This window comes from Variovorax sp. GW460-12-1-14-LB1 (assembly GCF_059423605.1).
Map to the genome: position 1 here is coordinate 1 of NZ_JBWKYF010000115.1, position 14,286 is coordinate 14,286.

A 14,286-nucleotide genomic window follows, 5' to 3' on the forward strand; every position below is an offset into this window, starting at 1 on the left:
GCCCCGGGGGACATTCGCGGAGGGAAGCACCCGGTGGCCCGGGCACGCGCCCCGAACAGGAGCACCCACCCGGACAACAACAAGAAGGTCAGTCGACCTTCGCCCCCGAAGCCTTCACCACCGCCCCCATCGCATCCCAGTCCGCACGCAGCAGCTTCTGGAAGGCCTCGGCACTCTGGCTGCGCGGCTCCACGCCCAGGCGCTTGAAGCGTTCCTGGATCGCCGGATCGGCCAGCACCTTGTTGGCCGCCGCGTTGATGCGCTCGACCTCGGCCTTCGGCGTGCCCGCCGGTGCCAGCAGGCCAATCCACGAATCGAAGGCGTAGCCCGGCAGGCCGCTCTCGCCCACCGTCGGCAACTTCGGCAGGAAGGGGCTGCGCGACTGGCCCGTGGAGGCCAGCAGCTTCATGCGCGCGTCGTCCTGGAAGCCCATCACGCCGATGCTCGATGAGATCACCGCCTGCACGCGGCCCGCTAGCACCTCGTTCACGGCCTCGCCGGTCGACTTGGTCGGGATGTGCGTCATCTGCAGCCCCGCCTTCGCGAGGAACGACGCCATCGCCAGGTGCGTGGCGCTGCCGTTGCCCGCCGAGGCGTAGTTGTACTTGCCGGGGTTGGCCTTGACCTCCTTGATGAAGTCGGCCGTGGTCGACACGTTCATGCCGCTGGCCACCGCCAGCACGTAGCCCGCGTTGCCCACGTTGGCCACGCCGACGAAGTCCTTCAGCGGGTCGTAGGGCAGCTTGCTGTACAGGAAGCCCGCGATGTTGTGGCTGGCCGCCGCCAGCACCAGCGTGTTGCCGTCGGCCGGCGCCTTGGCCACCACCGCCGCGCCCACCGTGCCGCCCGCGCCCGCGCGGTTCTCGACGATGGCGCTGCCGCCGAGCGCAACGCCCAGCTCGTTGTTGAAGGCGCGCGCCACCGTGTCCTGCACGGCGCCCGTGCCGAAGGGCACGATGATGTGGATCACGCGCTGCTGCGCGTGCGCGGCACCAAGGCCGCCCAGGGCCACGGCGGCTGCAAGCGCAGCCAGCGAACGTCGGGTGAACAGGGGAAAAGTCATCGAGGTGGCCGCTTTCATCGTCAACAAAAAAGTTGTTTTTCAGGTGCCCGACGGCAGCCAACGCTGCACCAGCTTCACGAAATAGCTGGCACCGATCGGGATGATCTCGTCGTTGAAGTCGAACGAGGTGTTGTGGATGATGCAAGGGCCGGGCCCGTGGCCGTCGAGCCGGTGGTCGCCGTCGCCATTGCCCAGGAACGCATAGCAACCGGGCCGCGCCAGCAGCATGTGCGCGAAGTCCTCGGCGCCCATCACGGCGGGGAAGTTGTCGGTGACCATGTCGTCGCCCACCACCTCGCGCATCACGCCGGCGGCAAAGCGCGCCTCGGCCGGATGGTTCACGGTCGGTGGCGAGGAGCGGTTGAAGTACACCTCGGCCGTGCAGCCATGCGCCGCCGCCACGCCGGCCGCCACTTCGCGCAGCCGCGCCTCCAGCTTGTCGATGGCCTCGATGGAAAAGGTGCGGATCGTGCCGCCCACCGTCGCCACATCGGGAATCACGTTCGGCGCATCCGAGCCCTGCAGCTGCGTGACCGCCAACAGTGCGCGCTCGGTGCTGGGAATGGTGCGCGCCACGATGGTCTGCAGTTGCTGCGCCAGCGTGACCACCGCGGCCACCGGGTCGATGCCGGTGTGCGGCATCGAGGCGTGCGTGCCGCGCCCGCGCACGGTGATCTTGTAGGTGTTGCTCGACGCCATCAGCGCACCTTCGTTGAGCGCGAAGCGGCCCACGTCGCCGACGGGAAAGTTGTGCAGCCCGAAGACCGCGTCGCACGGAAAGCGCTCGAACAGGCCCTCGTCGATCATCTTCTTGGCGCCGGCCTTGCCCATCTCCTCGGCGGGCTGGAAGATGAAATGCACGGTGCCGTCGAAATCATCCGGCCCTTGCTGCGACAGATGCCATGCAGCGGCCAGCAGCATCGTCGTGTGGCCGTCGTGGCCGCAGGCGTGCATGCGCCCGGGGTTCGTCGACTTGTGGGCGAACTCGTTGGCTTCGTGCAGCGGCAGCGCGTCCATGTCGGCGCGCAGACCGATGGTGCGGCTGCCCGTGCCCTTGCGCAGCACGCCGACGAGGCCGGTGCCCGCGATGCCGCGGTGCACCTCGATGCCCCATTCGGTCAGCAGGCTCGCCACCTTCTCGGAGGTGCGGTGCTCCTCGAAACCGAGTTCGGGGTGCGCGTGGATGTCGCGCCGGATGTCGATGAAACGGGTGGCGTGGGCGGCGAAGGCGTCGACGAGATTCATGGCGGGCGGCTGCGGGATCGTTCGCGAAAAACAGAAGCGAACGATTCTGGCGCAGCCGCCCGCGCGGCGCATGCTGGCTTACGCGTGGTTCGTCGCTCAGGCGAGCCGGCCTTGTGCGCGCAGTGTGGCGCCGATGCGGCGGATTTCGGCCTCGCCCCGGTCGAGCGTCGCGCGGCTCGTGTGCACCGAGTAGTGGCCCATCACCAGCTCGTGCGGATGCGGGACCGCCGAGCCGAGCACGAAGGCCGTGTCGCCCTGCGCCACGACATCGATGGCCGCACCGGATTCCTCGAACACCGCGAGCTCGCCCGTGCCGATGGGGCCGCCGGTGCCGTCGCCCGCGTCGAGCCGGCCCGCATTCACCGCCACCCAGCCCACCGTGTGGTCGGCGGGCGGCGTGTAGCGCCAGCGTTCGCCGTCCTTGAGCTGCACGGCCAGGTAGTTCATCGGCGAGGGCGCCGGAATGGGGCTCTGCGCCGCGCCGTAGCGCCCGAGCAGCACGCGCGCCGGGCCTTCCTGCGGCACCTGCGAGGGCGCGAGGTAGATGCTCTGCGCGGGCGCGTTTTCCTCGGCGGCCGGCAGCGCCACCCAGAGCTGGAAGCCCTGCACGCGCGTCACGCCCGGTGCCGGTGCGCCCGTGTGCCACACGCCGTTGCCGGCGCGCATCCACTCGACGCCGCCGCCACGCAGCACGCCCTGTTCGCCGGTCGTGTCCTCGTACAGCGTGTCGCCTTCGATCAGCCAGGTCAGCGTGGCGATGCCCGAGTGCGGGTGCAGGCCGAAGCCCTTGTGGCCGCCGTCGACATCGAAGCCGAACAGGTCGAGGAACACGAAGGGCTTGAGGTACTCGCCCAGGTCGCCAGGGCTCATGAGCCGCGTGATCGGCCCGTGCCTGGCGCCGCGCGTGCGGTAGACGATGGCTCGGGTGTCGGTGGCAACCACTGCGCTCATACAGCCTCCCTGGCGGTCTTCAGTGCGCGGGTCCACCACGCCATGTCGTCGAGCAGGCCCGTGGCCGACTGCGCCAGGTGCGGGAAGTCGTCGAAGGACTTGCCCTGCTGCCAGATGCCCAGGAACTCGACCATGCCGATGTGCACCGCGTGGCGCACCGGCGCCATCTGCATCTCGACCGCGACCAGCCGCAGCTGCTCCACCGCCCGCGCTGCGCCCACGCCGCCGTAGCCCACGAAGCCGATCGGCTTGCGGATGAACTCCTTGTAGGCCCAGTCGATCGCGTTCTTCAGCACCGCGCTCGGGCCGTGGTTGTATTCGGGCGTGACGATGATGAGCCCGTCGAAGGTCGCCAGCTTGGCCTGCCAGCGCTGCGCGGCCTCGTTCTTCACCGGGCCCCAGGCGGGCGCGCCGGCTTCATTGAAAAAGGGCAGCGGGTGGTCGCGCAGGTCGACCAGCTCGAAGGCCAGGTCGGTGCGCTGCTTCGCGATCTCGTGGATCCAGTGCGCGGGCTTCTCGCCGAAACGGCCTTCGCGGGTCGAGCCGATGACGATGCCGATGCGGGGTTGTTGTTGCTGTCCGGTCATGGGGTGCGTGCTCCTGAATGAAATGAGGTGGTCGAAGGCCGGAAAGGCCATGGACTGAAGGTTAGGCACGCACGCATTGATCGACTAGACGGTAGAGTCGGATTGCACTCGTCCACAAATAGAAGGAATAGGCCTCGCCATGCTCGACCTCAACGACATCGCCGTCTTCGTGCAGGTGGTGCGCCACGGCAGCTTCGCCGAGGCCGGCCGCCGGCTGGGCCTGCCGCCCAACACCGTGAGCCGGCGCATCCAGCAGCTGGAGGCGCAGCTCGGCACCCGGCTGCTGCAGCGATCGACCCGCAAGCTCACGCTCACCGGCGCCGGACAGGCATTTCACGAACAGTGCGCCGAGGCGGTCGACGGGCTGGTCGAGGCCGGGCAGGCGCTCATCACCGGCAGCCAGGAACCCAGCGGTCGCGTGCGCGTGGCGGCCACGGCCGATTTCTTCGACTTCTTCCCCATGGCCTGGGTGGCCGATTTCCTGGCCGCGTACCCGCTGGTGCGCGTCGAGTTCGTGCTCAGCGACGCCAAGGCCGACCTGATCGCCGAGCAGATCGACATCGCCTTCCGCGGCGGCGCGCTGGCCGACTCGGGGTACGTCGCCCGCCAGCTGCTCGGCCCGCGCACCGACGGCCTCGTCGCCAGCCCCGCCTACCTGGCCGCGCGCGGCACGCCCGCCACGCTGTGCGAGCTGTCCGACCACGACTGCGTGACCCCCGCCCACCCCAGCGGCCGCACCACCTGGCGCCTGACCGGGCCCGGCGGGAAGGAAGAAGAAGTGCAGGTGGGCGGCCGCTTCAGCGGCAACACCGCGCAGGCCTTGCGCAAGGCCGCCATCGCCGGCTTGGGCATCGCGCTGCTGCCGCCGGCCATGGGTCGGCTCGACGTGGAGGCGGGGCGGCTGGTGCCAGTGCTGCCGCAGTACCAGCGCACCGGGCACGGGCTCAGCGTGGTCTACCCGAGCCGCAAGCACCTTCCGCGGGCGGTGTCGGCGTTCATCGGGATGGTGACGCAGAAGCTGCGGGAGGAGGAGGCGTTGCCGGATGTGTGGCGGGCGCGGATGACCTGACTTCGGACGCGGATCGATTTCCACAGAAAATGCCCGCCATGAAAATCGAAAAAGACACCGTCGTCACCCTCAAGTACAAAGTCGCCGACGCCCAGGGCAAGCTCATCGAAGCCAGCCCCGAGCCGATGGCCTACCTGCATGGCGGTTACGAGAACACCCTGCCCAAGATCGAGCAGGCGCTCGACGGCCAGGAAAAGGGCTACCAGACCACGCTGAACCTCGCCCCCGAAGACGCCTTCGGCCTGCGCGACGAGGCGCTGGTGCGCACCATCCCCAAGACCGAGTTCCCACCCGGCGTGAAGGTCGGCGGCCAGTTGCAGGGCCGGCTCGACGACGGCACCGAGCACGTCTTCACCGTGACCAAGATCAAGGGCCCGGTCGTGCTGCTCGACGGCAACCACCCCTGGGCCGGCAAGGCGCTGAAGTTCAGCCTGCAGGTGACGGACGTGCGCGCGGCGCTGCCGGTGGAGATCGAGCACCGGCATGTGCATGGGGCGCATGGGCACCATCACTGAGTGACAGGGTCGGTGACGAACGCCGAGGGCCGCGTGGCCCGGCGTTCGCTTCGCCAGTTGCTTCCTGGTTACTTCTTCTTCCAGAACCTCGGCGCCTCGCCGATTCTCTCCAGCGCCTCGCGACACGCCGTCGCCCCCGCCGCGCGGCGCGCGCTGAACCATCCCACCGCAAACCACGCACGCGGGTCGCGCGATGCGACCTCGCGGTACAGCGCGAGCGCCACCGCTTCGTCGTTGAACGCGCCCAGTGCGTCCTGCGCGGGGCGCAGGGCCTTCAGGTAGCGCTCGGCCGCGTCCTTCTTCTTTTTGCCGCCTTCCGCCTCGGCGAACAGCGGCGCCGCGAACTCCGCCAGGTAGCGCAGGCGTTTGAGCCGCTTGCGTGCGCGGTGCTGGTGTTCGGTGGCGAGCGATTCGAAGCGCCGGCCGTCGCGCACCGCCTGTTTGTGCAGGCGCTGGAGCCGCTCGCGCAGCAGCTGAAGGGCCTCGTCAGCGGCGAGTGGTGCCGGGCCCGTCGACTCGGGTGCGGCGGCAGTGAAGCCGATCAGCGACACCAGCACGTCCTGGAACGCGGCGGCGCGCACGATGTCGCCGGGTGTCGATGCCTGCGCGGCAACAGCAACCGCATCGCCTGCCAACGGATCGACCTCCGGCGCCCCCGCTTCACGCAGCCGCGGCTGCGCGAGCTTCACGACCTGTTCGCGGTCGCGCAGTTCGCCGAGCGCGCGGAAGGCGTCGACCAGCGGCGGCTCCCAGGTGGCGGCGTCGAAGCGGCTGGCGTCGGCGTCGAGCCCCGCCAGTTCGCGCAGCGCGGTGCGCAGGCGGCGGATGCCGATGCGCAGCTGGTGGATCTGCTCTTCGTCGGTGCTGCCCGCGGCGATCTCGCTGGCGTTGGGCAGCATCTGGTCCAGGCACGACGCGACCACGGCCTGCTGGATGGCGCGGCCGTCACGGCCATGAGCGGGGAAGCGCGGCGCTTCGGCCTTGACGGCGGGCACCGTCTCCAGCTCGGCCAGCAGGCGCATGCCGCGCTCGGCCTTCGAGACGGTGCTGAACCACAGGCCGTGCTGCTGCGACCAGCGCCGCGCCAGCGCCACGAGCCCCTGCACGTCGCCGCTCTTGAGTTCGAGCTCCAGCTCGCACACGGGCGAGGCGCGCTGCGCGGGCGTGCCCGCGTGCGCGACGACCTTGCCGACGTCGAGTGCCATCTCGACCACGGCGCCGGCCGGGCCGCTCACGCGCAGGTCGCGCGTGAGCCGCACGATGTCGGTCGACTGGCGCTCGACCAGCGGCAGCGCACCACCGTCGGCCGCTTGCAGCAGGCGGGCCAGCCGTTCGCCGACGGGCGTGCCGGCGTGGCGGGCGGGGTCGATGGCGGGCGCGGCGGCGCCGGTGCCCAGGTCGACGTTGTGCTCGAGCCGGTGCAGCGCGTTGTCGCCGGCGGCCTTGACGGTCTGCACCCAGCGCCGGCCCTCCTTGCGCAGCCGCAGCACCATGCCGTCAGCCACGAGGCGCTGGTCGGCGGTGTCGAAATAGCGGGCCTGCAGGCGCGTGCGCACGACGGCGCCGCGCCGCAATGCGGCTTCGACGGCCTTCAGGCGGCCGGCGGGAATACAGAACTTGAACTCGATTTCCATGGTGTTCATGATGCCCGCTCTTTTTTCCCTCAACGACGTGGTGCCGGCCGATTTCCGGTGCTCTGAAAAATCATGTGGACACCGTCCATTTTCTTTGATATCTTTTGTGGACGGCGTACACAAAGACGCCGAAAAACACCCGATCCACCCTTCATCGACACAGGAACCCCACCATGGCCACCAAGCAGATCTTCGTGAACCTCCCCGTCCGGAACCTCGACAAGAGCAAGGCTTTCTTCGGCGCGCTGGGCTACACCTTCAACCCGCAGTTCACCGACGCGAACGCCGCCTGCATGGTCATCCACGAAGGCAGCATCCACGCGATGCTGCTGATGGAGGACTACTTCAAGACCTTCACGAACCAGGGCATCGCCGACGCCCGCAAGGAGAACGAGGTGCTGGTGTGCCTGTCGTGCGAGAGCCGCGCCGAGGTCGACGAGCTGGTCGCCAAGGCGGTGGCCGCCGGCGGCACGACGCCGCGCGAGCCGAAGGACTACGGCTTCATGTACGGCCACGGCTTCCAGGACCTGGACGGCCACATCTGGGAACTGGTCTACATGGACCCGAACGCCGAGATGCCCTCGCAGTGAACGTGGGGGCCGGACGATGCCCATCGTTCCATATGCGCTCTGGATCGTTGCGCGCAAGGCACCTACCGAAAGGCGGCGGCGCCCCGATATTCCTGGTTCCGGCGCGGCCCGCATGGCGGCCGTGCCTGCCTCACCCAGGAGTCCCGATATGTCCGACAGCAACGACAACAGCAAGAGCAACAGCCCGTCTCCCATCGTCCAGGTCCAGCCACTCGGCTTCCCGTGGCAGACGCTGGACCCCTTCCTGTTCTGCGTCTACCACGACGACGCGTACCCGAAGGGCAACGGCCGCATGGGCCCCGAGGCCTCGCTGGCCGGCCGCCAGATCGGCCAGGACTTCAGCCGCAAGGACGGCTGGAGCATGTACCACGGCGAGACGGTGCCGGGCTTTCCCTCGCACCCGCACCGCGGCTTCGAGACGGTGACCATCGTGCGCAAGGGCCTGGTCGACCACTCCGACTCGCTGGGCGCCACCGCGCGCTTCGGCGGCGGCGACGTGCAGTGGCTCACGGCCGGCAAGGGCATCGTGCATTCGGAGATGTTCCCGCTGCTGGACGCCGGCGCGCCCAATCCGCTGGAGCTGTTCCAGATCTGGCTCAACCTGCCGGCGAAGAACAAGATGGCCGAGCCGCACTTCACGATGTTCTGGTCGGAGGCGATTCCGCGCTTCGCCTCGGACGACGCGCAGGGCGGCCGCACCGAGGTGGCGGTGATCGCCGGGCGCTTCGGCCGCGATGACGCGCAGGCCCAGGCGGCCATCGACCCGCTCGCGCCGCCGCCCGATTCGTGGGCCGCGCAGGCGGGTGCCGACCTGGCGATCTGGACGCTGCGCATGACGCCCGGCGCGCGCTGGACGCTGCCGCCCGCCGCCGGCGAGGGCACGCGGCGCATGCTGTACTTCTTCAAGGGCGCCACCGCGCAGGTGGCGGGCCGGCGCGTGGACGGGCCGGCGGCCATCGAACTGCGCGCCGACGCGGCCGTGGAACTGTGCAACGGCCCCGAGGGCGACGGCGAGTTCCTGCTGCTGCAGGGCCGCCCGATCGGCGAACCGGTGGCGCAGTACGGCCCCTTCGTGATGAACACGCAGGCCGAGATCGCCCAGACGATGGCCGACTACCGCCGCACGCAGTTCGGCGGCTGGCCCTGGGCCGACCCGGCGCCGGTGCATGGCGCCGAGGCCGCGCGCTTTGCGCGGCACCCGGACGGGCGCGAGGAAGTGCCGGGAGCCTGATCTACATCGGCTTCCGGGGCTGCGCGGTCCTCAGTAGCCGCGCAGCACCTCGACGCTCAGCGCGGTCATGCTCGGGATGAACTCGATCACGTCGGTGCGCGCGACGCCGCCCTGCACGAAGGGGTCGCGCGCCAGCACCGCCTCGAGCCCCTCGCGGTCGCCCGAGCGCGCGAGGATCACGCCGCCCTTGCGCGGCACCTGGCGCCCCGAGGCCACGAACAGGCCGCTGGCGTAGTGCTTCTTGAGCCAGGTGACATGCGCATCCATCAGAGCGTCGAGTTCCTCGAGCGGGCGGATGTAGGTCAGGGTGACGATGAACATGGCAAAGGCAGGTCGATGCGGAAGATGACCCGATCCTATGACCTCGACACGACCGTGGCGGGGCGAGAGTGTGTCTCGCGGGTAACTGTCGCATGCGGCATGTGCATGCCGGCCTTGTCGCCCACCGGACCTGCGCACCGCCGTGCGATCTCGTAGATTCGGCCGTTGCATTCCTCTGTTCATGTCACTTCACCGGAGACCCTGTTCCATGATCCAAGTCGTTGCCGTCATCACCGCCAAGCCCGGCCAGCGCGCCCTTCTGCTCGAAGCCTTCAAGGCCAACCGCGCCGCCGTGCTCGCCGAGGAGGGCTGCATCGAGTACGCCGCCACGATCGACGTGCAGGGCATTCCCCCGTCCAAGGCCAGCTTCGGGCCCGACACCTTCGTGGTGATCGAGAAGTGGGCCTCGCTGCCGGCCCTGCAGGCACACGCGGTCGCGCCGCACATGGCGGCCTTCAGCGCCCAGACCAGGGAGCTCACCGAGAGCAAGCGCATCCACGTGCTCGAACCGATCTGAGTCTTTCGCGCCGCCTTCGCGCGCGGCGCGATGCCTGCTACCCTCGCGCCGGGGAGAAGAAGACATCTCGGACGAGGGGGTTCAAGACATGGCGATCGTCTCCAGACCGCAGGGCGTGCGCTGGCGCACTGGCGCGCTCCTGCTGGCGGCACTGGCCACGGGCTGCGCGCAGCTCGGCGCGCCGCCCTATGCCGCCGACTACGAGGCGCTCGACCGGCTCGAGGCCCACAACCCCGGCAAGGTCGCGGTGGCCAAGGTGCAGCCCACCGATCCCAACGACAGGATCAACACGCTGGGTCTGCGCCGCGCCAGGCTGGTGTCGCCCAGCGGCACCTTCGCCCAGTACCTCGAAGACGCGCTGATGCGCGACCTGGGCGAGATCTCGGTCTACGACCCCAAGGCGCCGACCCGCATCGCGGCGCGCATCCTCGTCAATGAACTCGACCTGGGCGTGATCAACGGCTCGGGCCGCATGGACGTCGAAGTCACCGTCACGCGCAACGCCGCGCAGACGCTGCGCAAGACCTACCGCGGCGAGATCGCCTTCGACTCGAGCTACGCCAACATCGTGGCCGTGCCCGCCGGGCAGGCCGCGTACCCGCGGCTGGTGCGGGCGCTGCTGCGGCAGGTGTATGCCGATCCGCAATTCGTCGCGGCCATCGCGCCGTCTGCGCAGTAAGGCCGGAGAAGCACCATGTCGTTTCTTCTTACTTCTCCGATGCCCCGGCTGGCCGCAGCACTGGCAACCGCCGTGCTGCTGGCGGGCTGCGCCCATCCGATCACGATGATCACCGAGACCGCACCGCCGCGGTCGGCCGCCCACCTCATTCCCAAGAAGGTGGCCTACGTGATGACCGACGCGCAGCGCGATCTGCAGGTGACCACCGCCGGCGGCAGCGGCGACCGCGTGAGCTACTACCCGTACCGCGACCTCGAAAAATCGATCCGCGACGCGCTGCGCGCGGTCTACCGCAACGTGGTCGTGCTGCGCACCGCCGGCGATGCCAAGGCCAACGAGGCGGCGGGCGTGTCGCTGGTGTTCACGCCGCAGATCAAGACCGATTCGAGCTCGTCCTCATGGATCACCTGGCCGCCCACCGCCTTCACGGCCGAGGTGGCCTGCGTGGTGACCGACACCGCGGGCGCCGAAGTCACGCGCGTGCGCGCGGTCGGCAACGGCACGGCGGAGTTCGGCGAGTTCAACGGCGACTACGGCCTGGCCGCACGGCGCGCGGCCACGCGGATGACGGCGCAGCTCAGCAGCGAGATACGGCGCAACGAGAAGCTGCGTTGAGCCGTTCGACGGCCACTCGCCCAATAAAAAAACGCGCCCGAGGGCGCGTTTTTTGTGGGAGCCGCGAAGTCTTACTTCGACACGACCTTCACCATCTCGAGGCACTTGTTCGAGTAGCCCCATTCGTTGTCGTACCAGCTCACGAGCTTCACGAAGGTGCCGTCCAGTGCAATGCCGGCTTCGGCGTCGAAGATCGAGGTGCGCGGGTCGCCGCGGAAGTCGGTGGCGACGACCTTGTCTTCGGTGTAGCCCAGCACGCCCTTCAGTGCGCCTTCGCTCTGTGCCTTCATTTCAGCGCAGATCTCGGCGTAGGTGGCGTCCTTGACGAGTTCGACGGTCAGGTCGACCACCGACACGTCGGAGGTCGGCACGCGGAAGCTCATGCCGGTGAGCTTCTTGTTCAGCTCGGGGATCACCACGCCCACGGCCTTGGCAGCGCCCGTCGACGACGGAATGATGTTTTCCAGGATGCCGCGGCCGCCGCGCCAGTCCTTGTTGCTCGGGCCGTCCACGGTCTTCTGCGTGGCGGTGGCGGCGTGCACGGTGGTCATCAGGCCGCGCTTGATGCCCCACTTGTCGTTCAGCACCTTGGCCAGCGGGGCCAGGCAGTTGGTGGTGCAGCTGGCGTTGCTGATGATGGCTTCGCCGGCGTACTTCTTGTCGTTCACGCCGTAGACGAACATGGGGGTGTCGTCCTTCGAGGGGGCCGACAGGATCACCTTCTTGGCGCCTGCGTCGATGTGCTTCTGCGCGGTTTCCTTGGTGAGGAAGAGGCCGGTCGACTCGAGCACGATGTCGGCGCCGACTTCGTTCCACTTGAGCTGCGACGGGTCGCGCTCTTGCGTCAGGCGGATCTTCTTGCCGTTTACGATCAGCGTGTTGCCTTCGACCGTGACCTCACCCTTGAAGCGGCCATGCACCGAGTCGTACTGGAGCATGTAGGCCAGGTATTCCGGCTCGAGCAAGTCGTTGATGGCAACGATTTCGATGTCGTTCTTGAAGTTCTGCACGGCTGCGCGCAGCACGTTGCGACCGATGCGGCCGAAGCCGTTGATACCGAGTTTGATAGCCATCTGACTTGCTCCTAAGGTTGAAAAACTTTTGATCGGACGGGAAGAGGACGAACCGCGCGACGCTCAGTCGCGCAGGGCCGCTTCCACGGTGGCGGCCACGTTCTCCGCCGTGAAACCGAAGTGCTTGAACAGCACGGGCGCGGGGGCCGACTCGCCGTAGCTGTCGATGCCGACCACGGCCGCGCAGCCGTACTTCCACCAGCCGTCGGTGCAGCCCATTTCGACCGCGACGCGCGGGATCTTCTTGGGCAGCACGGCCTTCTTGTAGGCCAGGTCCTGGCGGTCGAAGGTGGTGGTCGAGGGCATCGACACCACGCGCACGGCGATCTTCTTGTCGGCCAGCAGCTTCTGGGCGGCCAGCGCGAGCTGCACTTCGGAGCCGGTGGCGATGATGACCGCGGCCGTCTTCTTGTTCTTGAGGCCGACGTTCTCGGGCTCGGACAGCACGTAGGCGCCGCGGCTGATGTCGCCCAGGTCGCTCTTGGCGGCGTAGGCGATGTTCTGGCGGCTCAGCAGCAGGGCGGTCGGGCGCGTGGCGTTCTGCAGTGCGACAGCCCAGGCCACGGCCGTTTCGGCCGTGTCGCCCGGACGCCAGACGTCCAGGTTGGGAATGAGGCGCAGCGAGGCGGCGTGCTCGATCGACTGGTGCGTCGGGCCGTCTTCACCCAGGCCGATGGAGTCGTGCGTGAACACGTGCACCACGCGGCGCTTCATGAGCGCGGCCATGCGGATGGCGTTGCGGCTGTAGTCGCTGAAGGTGAGGAAGGTGCCGCCGTAGGGGATGTAGCCGCCGTGCAGCGCCACGCCGTTCATGATGGCGGCCATGCCGAATTCGCGCACGCCGTAGTTGATGTGGCGGCCGATCTCGCCGTGCGGCGGCTCGACGGCATCGCCTTGTGCGGCTTCGTCTTCGCCGCCCTGGGGCACCACCGGTGCGGGGGGCGCGTTCAGCACGACGGCGCCGGTCTTGGCGTCGAAGCGCAGCGCGGCGGTGCTCTTGGTGTTGGTGAGGTTGGAGCCCGTGAGGTCGGCGCTGCCGCCGAGCATTTCGGGCAGCGCGGCCGTGAAGGCTTCCAGCGCGAGCTGGCTGGCCTTGCGGCTGGCCACGGTTTCGCCCTTGGTGTGGGCGGCGACCACGGTGTCGAACGCGACCTGGTGGAAGTTCTTGGGCAGTTCGCCCTTCATGCGGCGCGTGAACTCGGCGGCGAGTTCGGGGTACGCGGCCGTGTAGGCGGCGAAGGTGTCGTTCCAGGCGGCTTCGGTCTTGGCGCCTTCGGCCTTGTGGTCCCAGTCGGCGTACACCTCGGCCGGGATTTCGAAGGCGGGGTAGGGCCAGCCGATGGCTTCGCGCGTGAGCTTGATTTCTTCGGCGCCCAGCGCCTCGCCGTGCGCCTTGGCGGTGCCGGCGCGGTTCGGGCTGCCCTTGCCGATGGTGGTCTTGCAGACGATCAGCGTGGGCTTGGTGGCTTCCTTCTTGGCCTTGGCGATGGCCTTGGCCACTTCCTTGGCGTCGTTGCCGTCGATCGGGCCGACGACGTTCCAGCCGTAGCCCTTGAAGCGTTCTTCGGTGTTGTCGATGAACCAGGGCTTGACCTGGCCGTCGATGCTGATGCCGTTGTCGTCGTACAGGGCGATCAGCTTGTTCAGGTGCCAGGCGCCGGCGAGGGCGCAGGCTTCGTGGCTGATGCCTTCCATCATGCAACCGTCACCCAGGAAGGCGTAGGTGTGGTGGTCGACGATGGCCAGGTCCTTGCGGTTGAACTCGGCGGCCAGCAGCTTCTCGGCCAATGCGAAGCCCACGGCATTGGTGATGCCCTGGCCCAGCGGGCCGGTGGTGGTCTCGACGCCGGGGGTGACGTCGACTTCGGGGTGGCCGGCGGTCTTGCTGTGCAGCTGGCGGAAGTTCTTGATCTCGGCCAGGGGCAGGTCGTAGCCCGTGAGGTGCAGCACCGCGTAGATCAGCATCGAGGCGTGGCCGTTGGACAGCACGAAGCGGTCGCGGTCGAACCAATGCGGGTTGGCGGGGTTGTAGCGCAGGTGCTCGCCCCACAGGGCGACGGCCATGTCGGCCATGCCCATCGGTGCGCCCGGATGTCCGGAATTGGCTTGTTGAACGGCATCCATTGCCAGCGCGCGGATCGCGTTGGCCATCAGGGCTTGGTTTGCCATGGGCAGTGGGCTTTCGGGGGAAAAGGG

At 68.6% G+C, this 14,286-nt stretch carries 15 protein-coding genes; 7 read left to right on the plus strand and 8 right to left on the minus strand.

Going from position 1 to position 14,286, the window contains the following annotated elements:
* Nucleotides 1-88 precede the first annotated feature (88 nt).
* From AC07Y4_RS31300 to AC07Y4_RS31315, 4 genes are all read right to left on the minus strand, one after another.
* Nucleotides 89-1,063, minus strand: coding sequence for a tripartite tricarboxylate transporter substrate-binding protein (locus AC07Y4_RS31300; RefSeq protein WP_487847679.1), 975 nt, complete (start codon nucleotides 1,061-1,063; stop codon nucleotides 89-91).
* A 39-nt stretch (nucleotides 1,064-1,102) separates the two neighbouring features.
* Nucleotides 1,103-2,308 carry a M20 aminoacylase family protein gene (locus tag AC07Y4_RS31305; RefSeq protein WP_095747339.1) on the minus strand — a complete coding sequence of 402 codons (1,206 nt, stop codon included), beginning with the start codon at nucleotides 2,306-2,308 and terminating at the stop codon, nucleotides 1,103-1,105.
* Between the two features lie 96 nt (nucleotides 2,309-2,404).
* Nucleotides 2,405-3,259, minus strand: coding sequence for a pirin family protein (locus AC07Y4_RS31310; RefSeq protein WP_487847680.1), 855 nt, complete (start codon nucleotides 3,257-3,259; stop codon nucleotides 2,405-2,407).
* Entirely contained in the window at nucleotides 3,256-3,846 is a 591-nt protein-coding gene (locus AC07Y4_RS31315) for an NADPH-dependent FMN reductase (RefSeq protein ID WP_153281442.1), read from the minus strand. The genes AC07Y4_RS31310 and AC07Y4_RS31315 overlap by 4 nt, the downstream gene beginning before the upstream one ends.
* A gap of 139 nt (nucleotides 3,847-3,985) precedes the next feature.
* On the opposite strand from AC07Y4_RS31315, the gene AC07Y4_RS31320 reads away from it, so the two are divergent.
* Entirely contained in the window at nucleotides 3,986-4,915 is a 930-nt protein-coding gene (locus AC07Y4_RS31320; protein WP_487847681.1) for a LysR family transcriptional regulator, read from the plus strand.
* A 38-nt stretch (nucleotides 4,916-4,953) separates the two neighbouring features.
* Nucleotides 4,954-5,430 (plus strand): FKBP-type peptidyl-prolyl cis-trans isomerase, encoded by a 477-nt coding sequence (locus AC07Y4_RS31325; protein ID WP_062473516.1) that lies wholly within the window; start codon nucleotides 4,954-4,956, stop codon nucleotides 5,428-5,430.
* Nucleotides 5,431-5,498: 68 nt separating this feature from the next.
* Here AC07Y4_RS31325 and AC07Y4_RS31330 read toward each other — a convergent pair whose 3' ends face one another.
* Complete coding sequence (locus AC07Y4_RS31330) at nucleotides 5,499-7,073, minus strand: CYTH and CHAD domain-containing protein (RefSeq protein ID WP_487847682.1); 1,575 nt, start codon at nucleotides 7,071-7,073, stop codon at nucleotides 5,499-5,501.
* Nucleotides 7,074-7,237: 164 nt separating this feature from the next.
* Here AC07Y4_RS31330 and AC07Y4_RS31335 point away from each other — a divergent pair, with 164 nt between their 5' ends.
* Both AC07Y4_RS31335 and AC07Y4_RS31340 read left to right on the plus strand, forming a co-directional pair.
* Nucleotides 7,238-7,654: a VOC family protein gene (locus tag AC07Y4_RS31335; protein ID WP_307582369.1), complete on the plus strand. Its 417-nt coding sequence runs from the start codon at nucleotides 7,238-7,240 to the stop codon at nucleotides 7,652-7,654.
* A gap of 148 nt (nucleotides 7,655-7,802) precedes the next feature.
* Nucleotides 7,803-8,885, plus strand: coding sequence for a pirin family protein (locus AC07Y4_RS31340; protein WP_487847683.1), 1,083 nt, complete (start codon nucleotides 7,803-7,805; stop codon nucleotides 8,883-8,885).
* Nucleotides 8,886-8,915: 30 nt separating this feature from the next.
* Here AC07Y4_RS31340 and AC07Y4_RS31345 read toward each other — a convergent pair whose 3' ends face one another.
* Nucleotides 8,916-9,206: a YciI family protein gene (locus AC07Y4_RS31345; protein WP_062473524.1), complete on the minus strand. Its 291-nt coding sequence runs from the start codon at nucleotides 9,204-9,206 to the stop codon at nucleotides 8,916-8,918.
* A gap of 208 nt (nucleotides 9,207-9,414) precedes the next feature.
* On the opposite strand from AC07Y4_RS31345, the gene AC07Y4_RS31350 reads away from it, so the two are divergent.
* The 3 genes from AC07Y4_RS31350 to AC07Y4_RS31360 all read left to right on the plus strand — a co-directional run bounded on the left by AC07Y4_RS31350 (nucleotide 9,415) and on the right by AC07Y4_RS31360 (nucleotide 11,017).
* Nucleotides 9,415-9,723, plus strand: coding sequence for a putative quinol monooxygenase (locus AC07Y4_RS31350; protein WP_487847684.1), 309 nt, complete (start codon nucleotides 9,415-9,417; stop codon nucleotides 9,721-9,723).
* An 88-nt stretch (nucleotides 9,724-9,811) separates the two neighbouring features.
* Nucleotides 9,812-10,402, plus strand: a complete 591-nt coding sequence (locus tag AC07Y4_RS31355) for a hypothetical protein (protein ID WP_487847685.1) — start codon at nucleotides 9,812-9,814, stop codon at nucleotides 10,400-10,402.
* Between the two features lie 15 nt (nucleotides 10,403-10,417).
* A complete protein-coding gene (locus AC07Y4_RS31360) occupies nucleotides 10,418-11,017 on the plus strand; it encodes a hypothetical protein (protein WP_487847686.1) in 600 nt (199 codons plus the stop codon).
* Between the two features lie 71 nt (nucleotides 11,018-11,088).
* On the opposite strand, the gene gap is transcribed toward AC07Y4_RS31360, so the two are convergent.
* Nucleotides 11,089-12,090 (minus strand): type I glyceraldehyde-3-phosphate dehydrogenase, encoded by a 1,002-nt coding sequence (gene gap / locus AC07Y4_RS31365; protein ID WP_056575024.1) that lies wholly within the window; start codon nucleotides 12,088-12,090, stop codon nucleotides 11,089-11,091.
* Nucleotides 12,091-12,153: 63 nt separating this feature from the next.
* Nucleotides 12,154-14,259, minus strand: coding sequence for a transketolase family protein (locus tag AC07Y4_RS31370; RefSeq protein ID WP_062473533.1), 2,106 nt, complete (start codon nucleotides 14,257-14,259; stop codon nucleotides 12,154-12,156).
* Between the last annotated feature and the right edge of the window lie 27 nt (nucleotides 14,260-14,286).

Bases quoted from the DNA above. Each gene is read 5' to 3' on its own strand.
- AC07Y4_RS31300 (WP_487847679.1), bottom strand. From the start codon at position 1,063: ATGACTTTTCCCCTGTTCACCCGACGTTCGCTGGCTGCGCTTGCAGCC.
- AC07Y4_RS31305 (WP_095747339.1), bottom strand. From the start codon at position 2,308: ATGAATCTCGTCGACGCCTTCGCCGCCCACGCCACCCGTTTCATCGAC.
- AC07Y4_RS31310 (WP_487847680.1), bottom strand. From the start codon at position 3,259: ATGAGCGCAGTGGTTGCCACCGACACCCGAGCCATCGTCTACCGCACG.
- AC07Y4_RS31315 (WP_153281442.1), bottom strand. From the start codon at position 3,846: ATGACCGGACAGCAACAACAACCCCGCATCGGCATCGTCATCGGCTCG.
- AC07Y4_RS31320 (WP_487847681.1), top strand. From the start codon at position 3,986: ATGCTCGACCTCAACGACATCGCCGTCTTCGTGCAGGTGGTGCGCCAC.
- AC07Y4_RS31325 (WP_062473516.1), top strand. From the start codon at position 4,954: ATGAAAATCGAAAAAGACACCGTCGTCACCCTCAAGTACAAAGTCGCC.
- AC07Y4_RS31330 (WP_487847682.1), bottom strand. From the start codon at position 7,073: ATGAACACCATGGAAATCGAGTTCAAGTTCTGTATTCCCGCCGGCCGC.
- AC07Y4_RS31335 (WP_307582369.1), top strand. From the start codon at position 7,238: ATGGCCACCAAGCAGATCTTCGTGAACCTCCCCGTCCGGAACCTCGAC.
- AC07Y4_RS31340 (WP_487847683.1), top strand. From the start codon at position 7,803: ATGTCCGACAGCAACGACAACAGCAAGAGCAACAGCCCGTCTCCCATC.
- AC07Y4_RS31345 (WP_062473524.1), bottom strand. From the start codon at position 9,206: ATGTTCATCGTCACCCTGACCTACATCCGCCCGCTCGAGGAACTCGAC.
- AC07Y4_RS31350 (WP_487847684.1), top strand. From the start codon at position 9,415: ATGATCCAAGTCGTTGCCGTCATCACCGCCAAGCCCGGCCAGCGCGCC.
- AC07Y4_RS31355 (WP_487847685.1), top strand. From the start codon at position 9,812: ATGGCGATCGTCTCCAGACCGCAGGGCGTGCGCTGGCGCACTGGCGCG.
- AC07Y4_RS31360 (WP_487847686.1), top strand. From the start codon at position 10,418: ATGTCGTTTCTTCTTACTTCTCCGATGCCCCGGCTGGCCGCAGCACTG.
- gap (WP_056575024.1), bottom strand. From the start codon at position 12,090: ATGGCTATCAAACTCGGTATCAACGGCTTCGGCCGCATCGGTCGCAAC.
- AC07Y4_RS31370 (WP_062473533.1), bottom strand. From the start codon at position 14,259: ATGGCAAACCAAGCCCTGATGGCCAACGCGATCCGCGCGCTGGCAATG.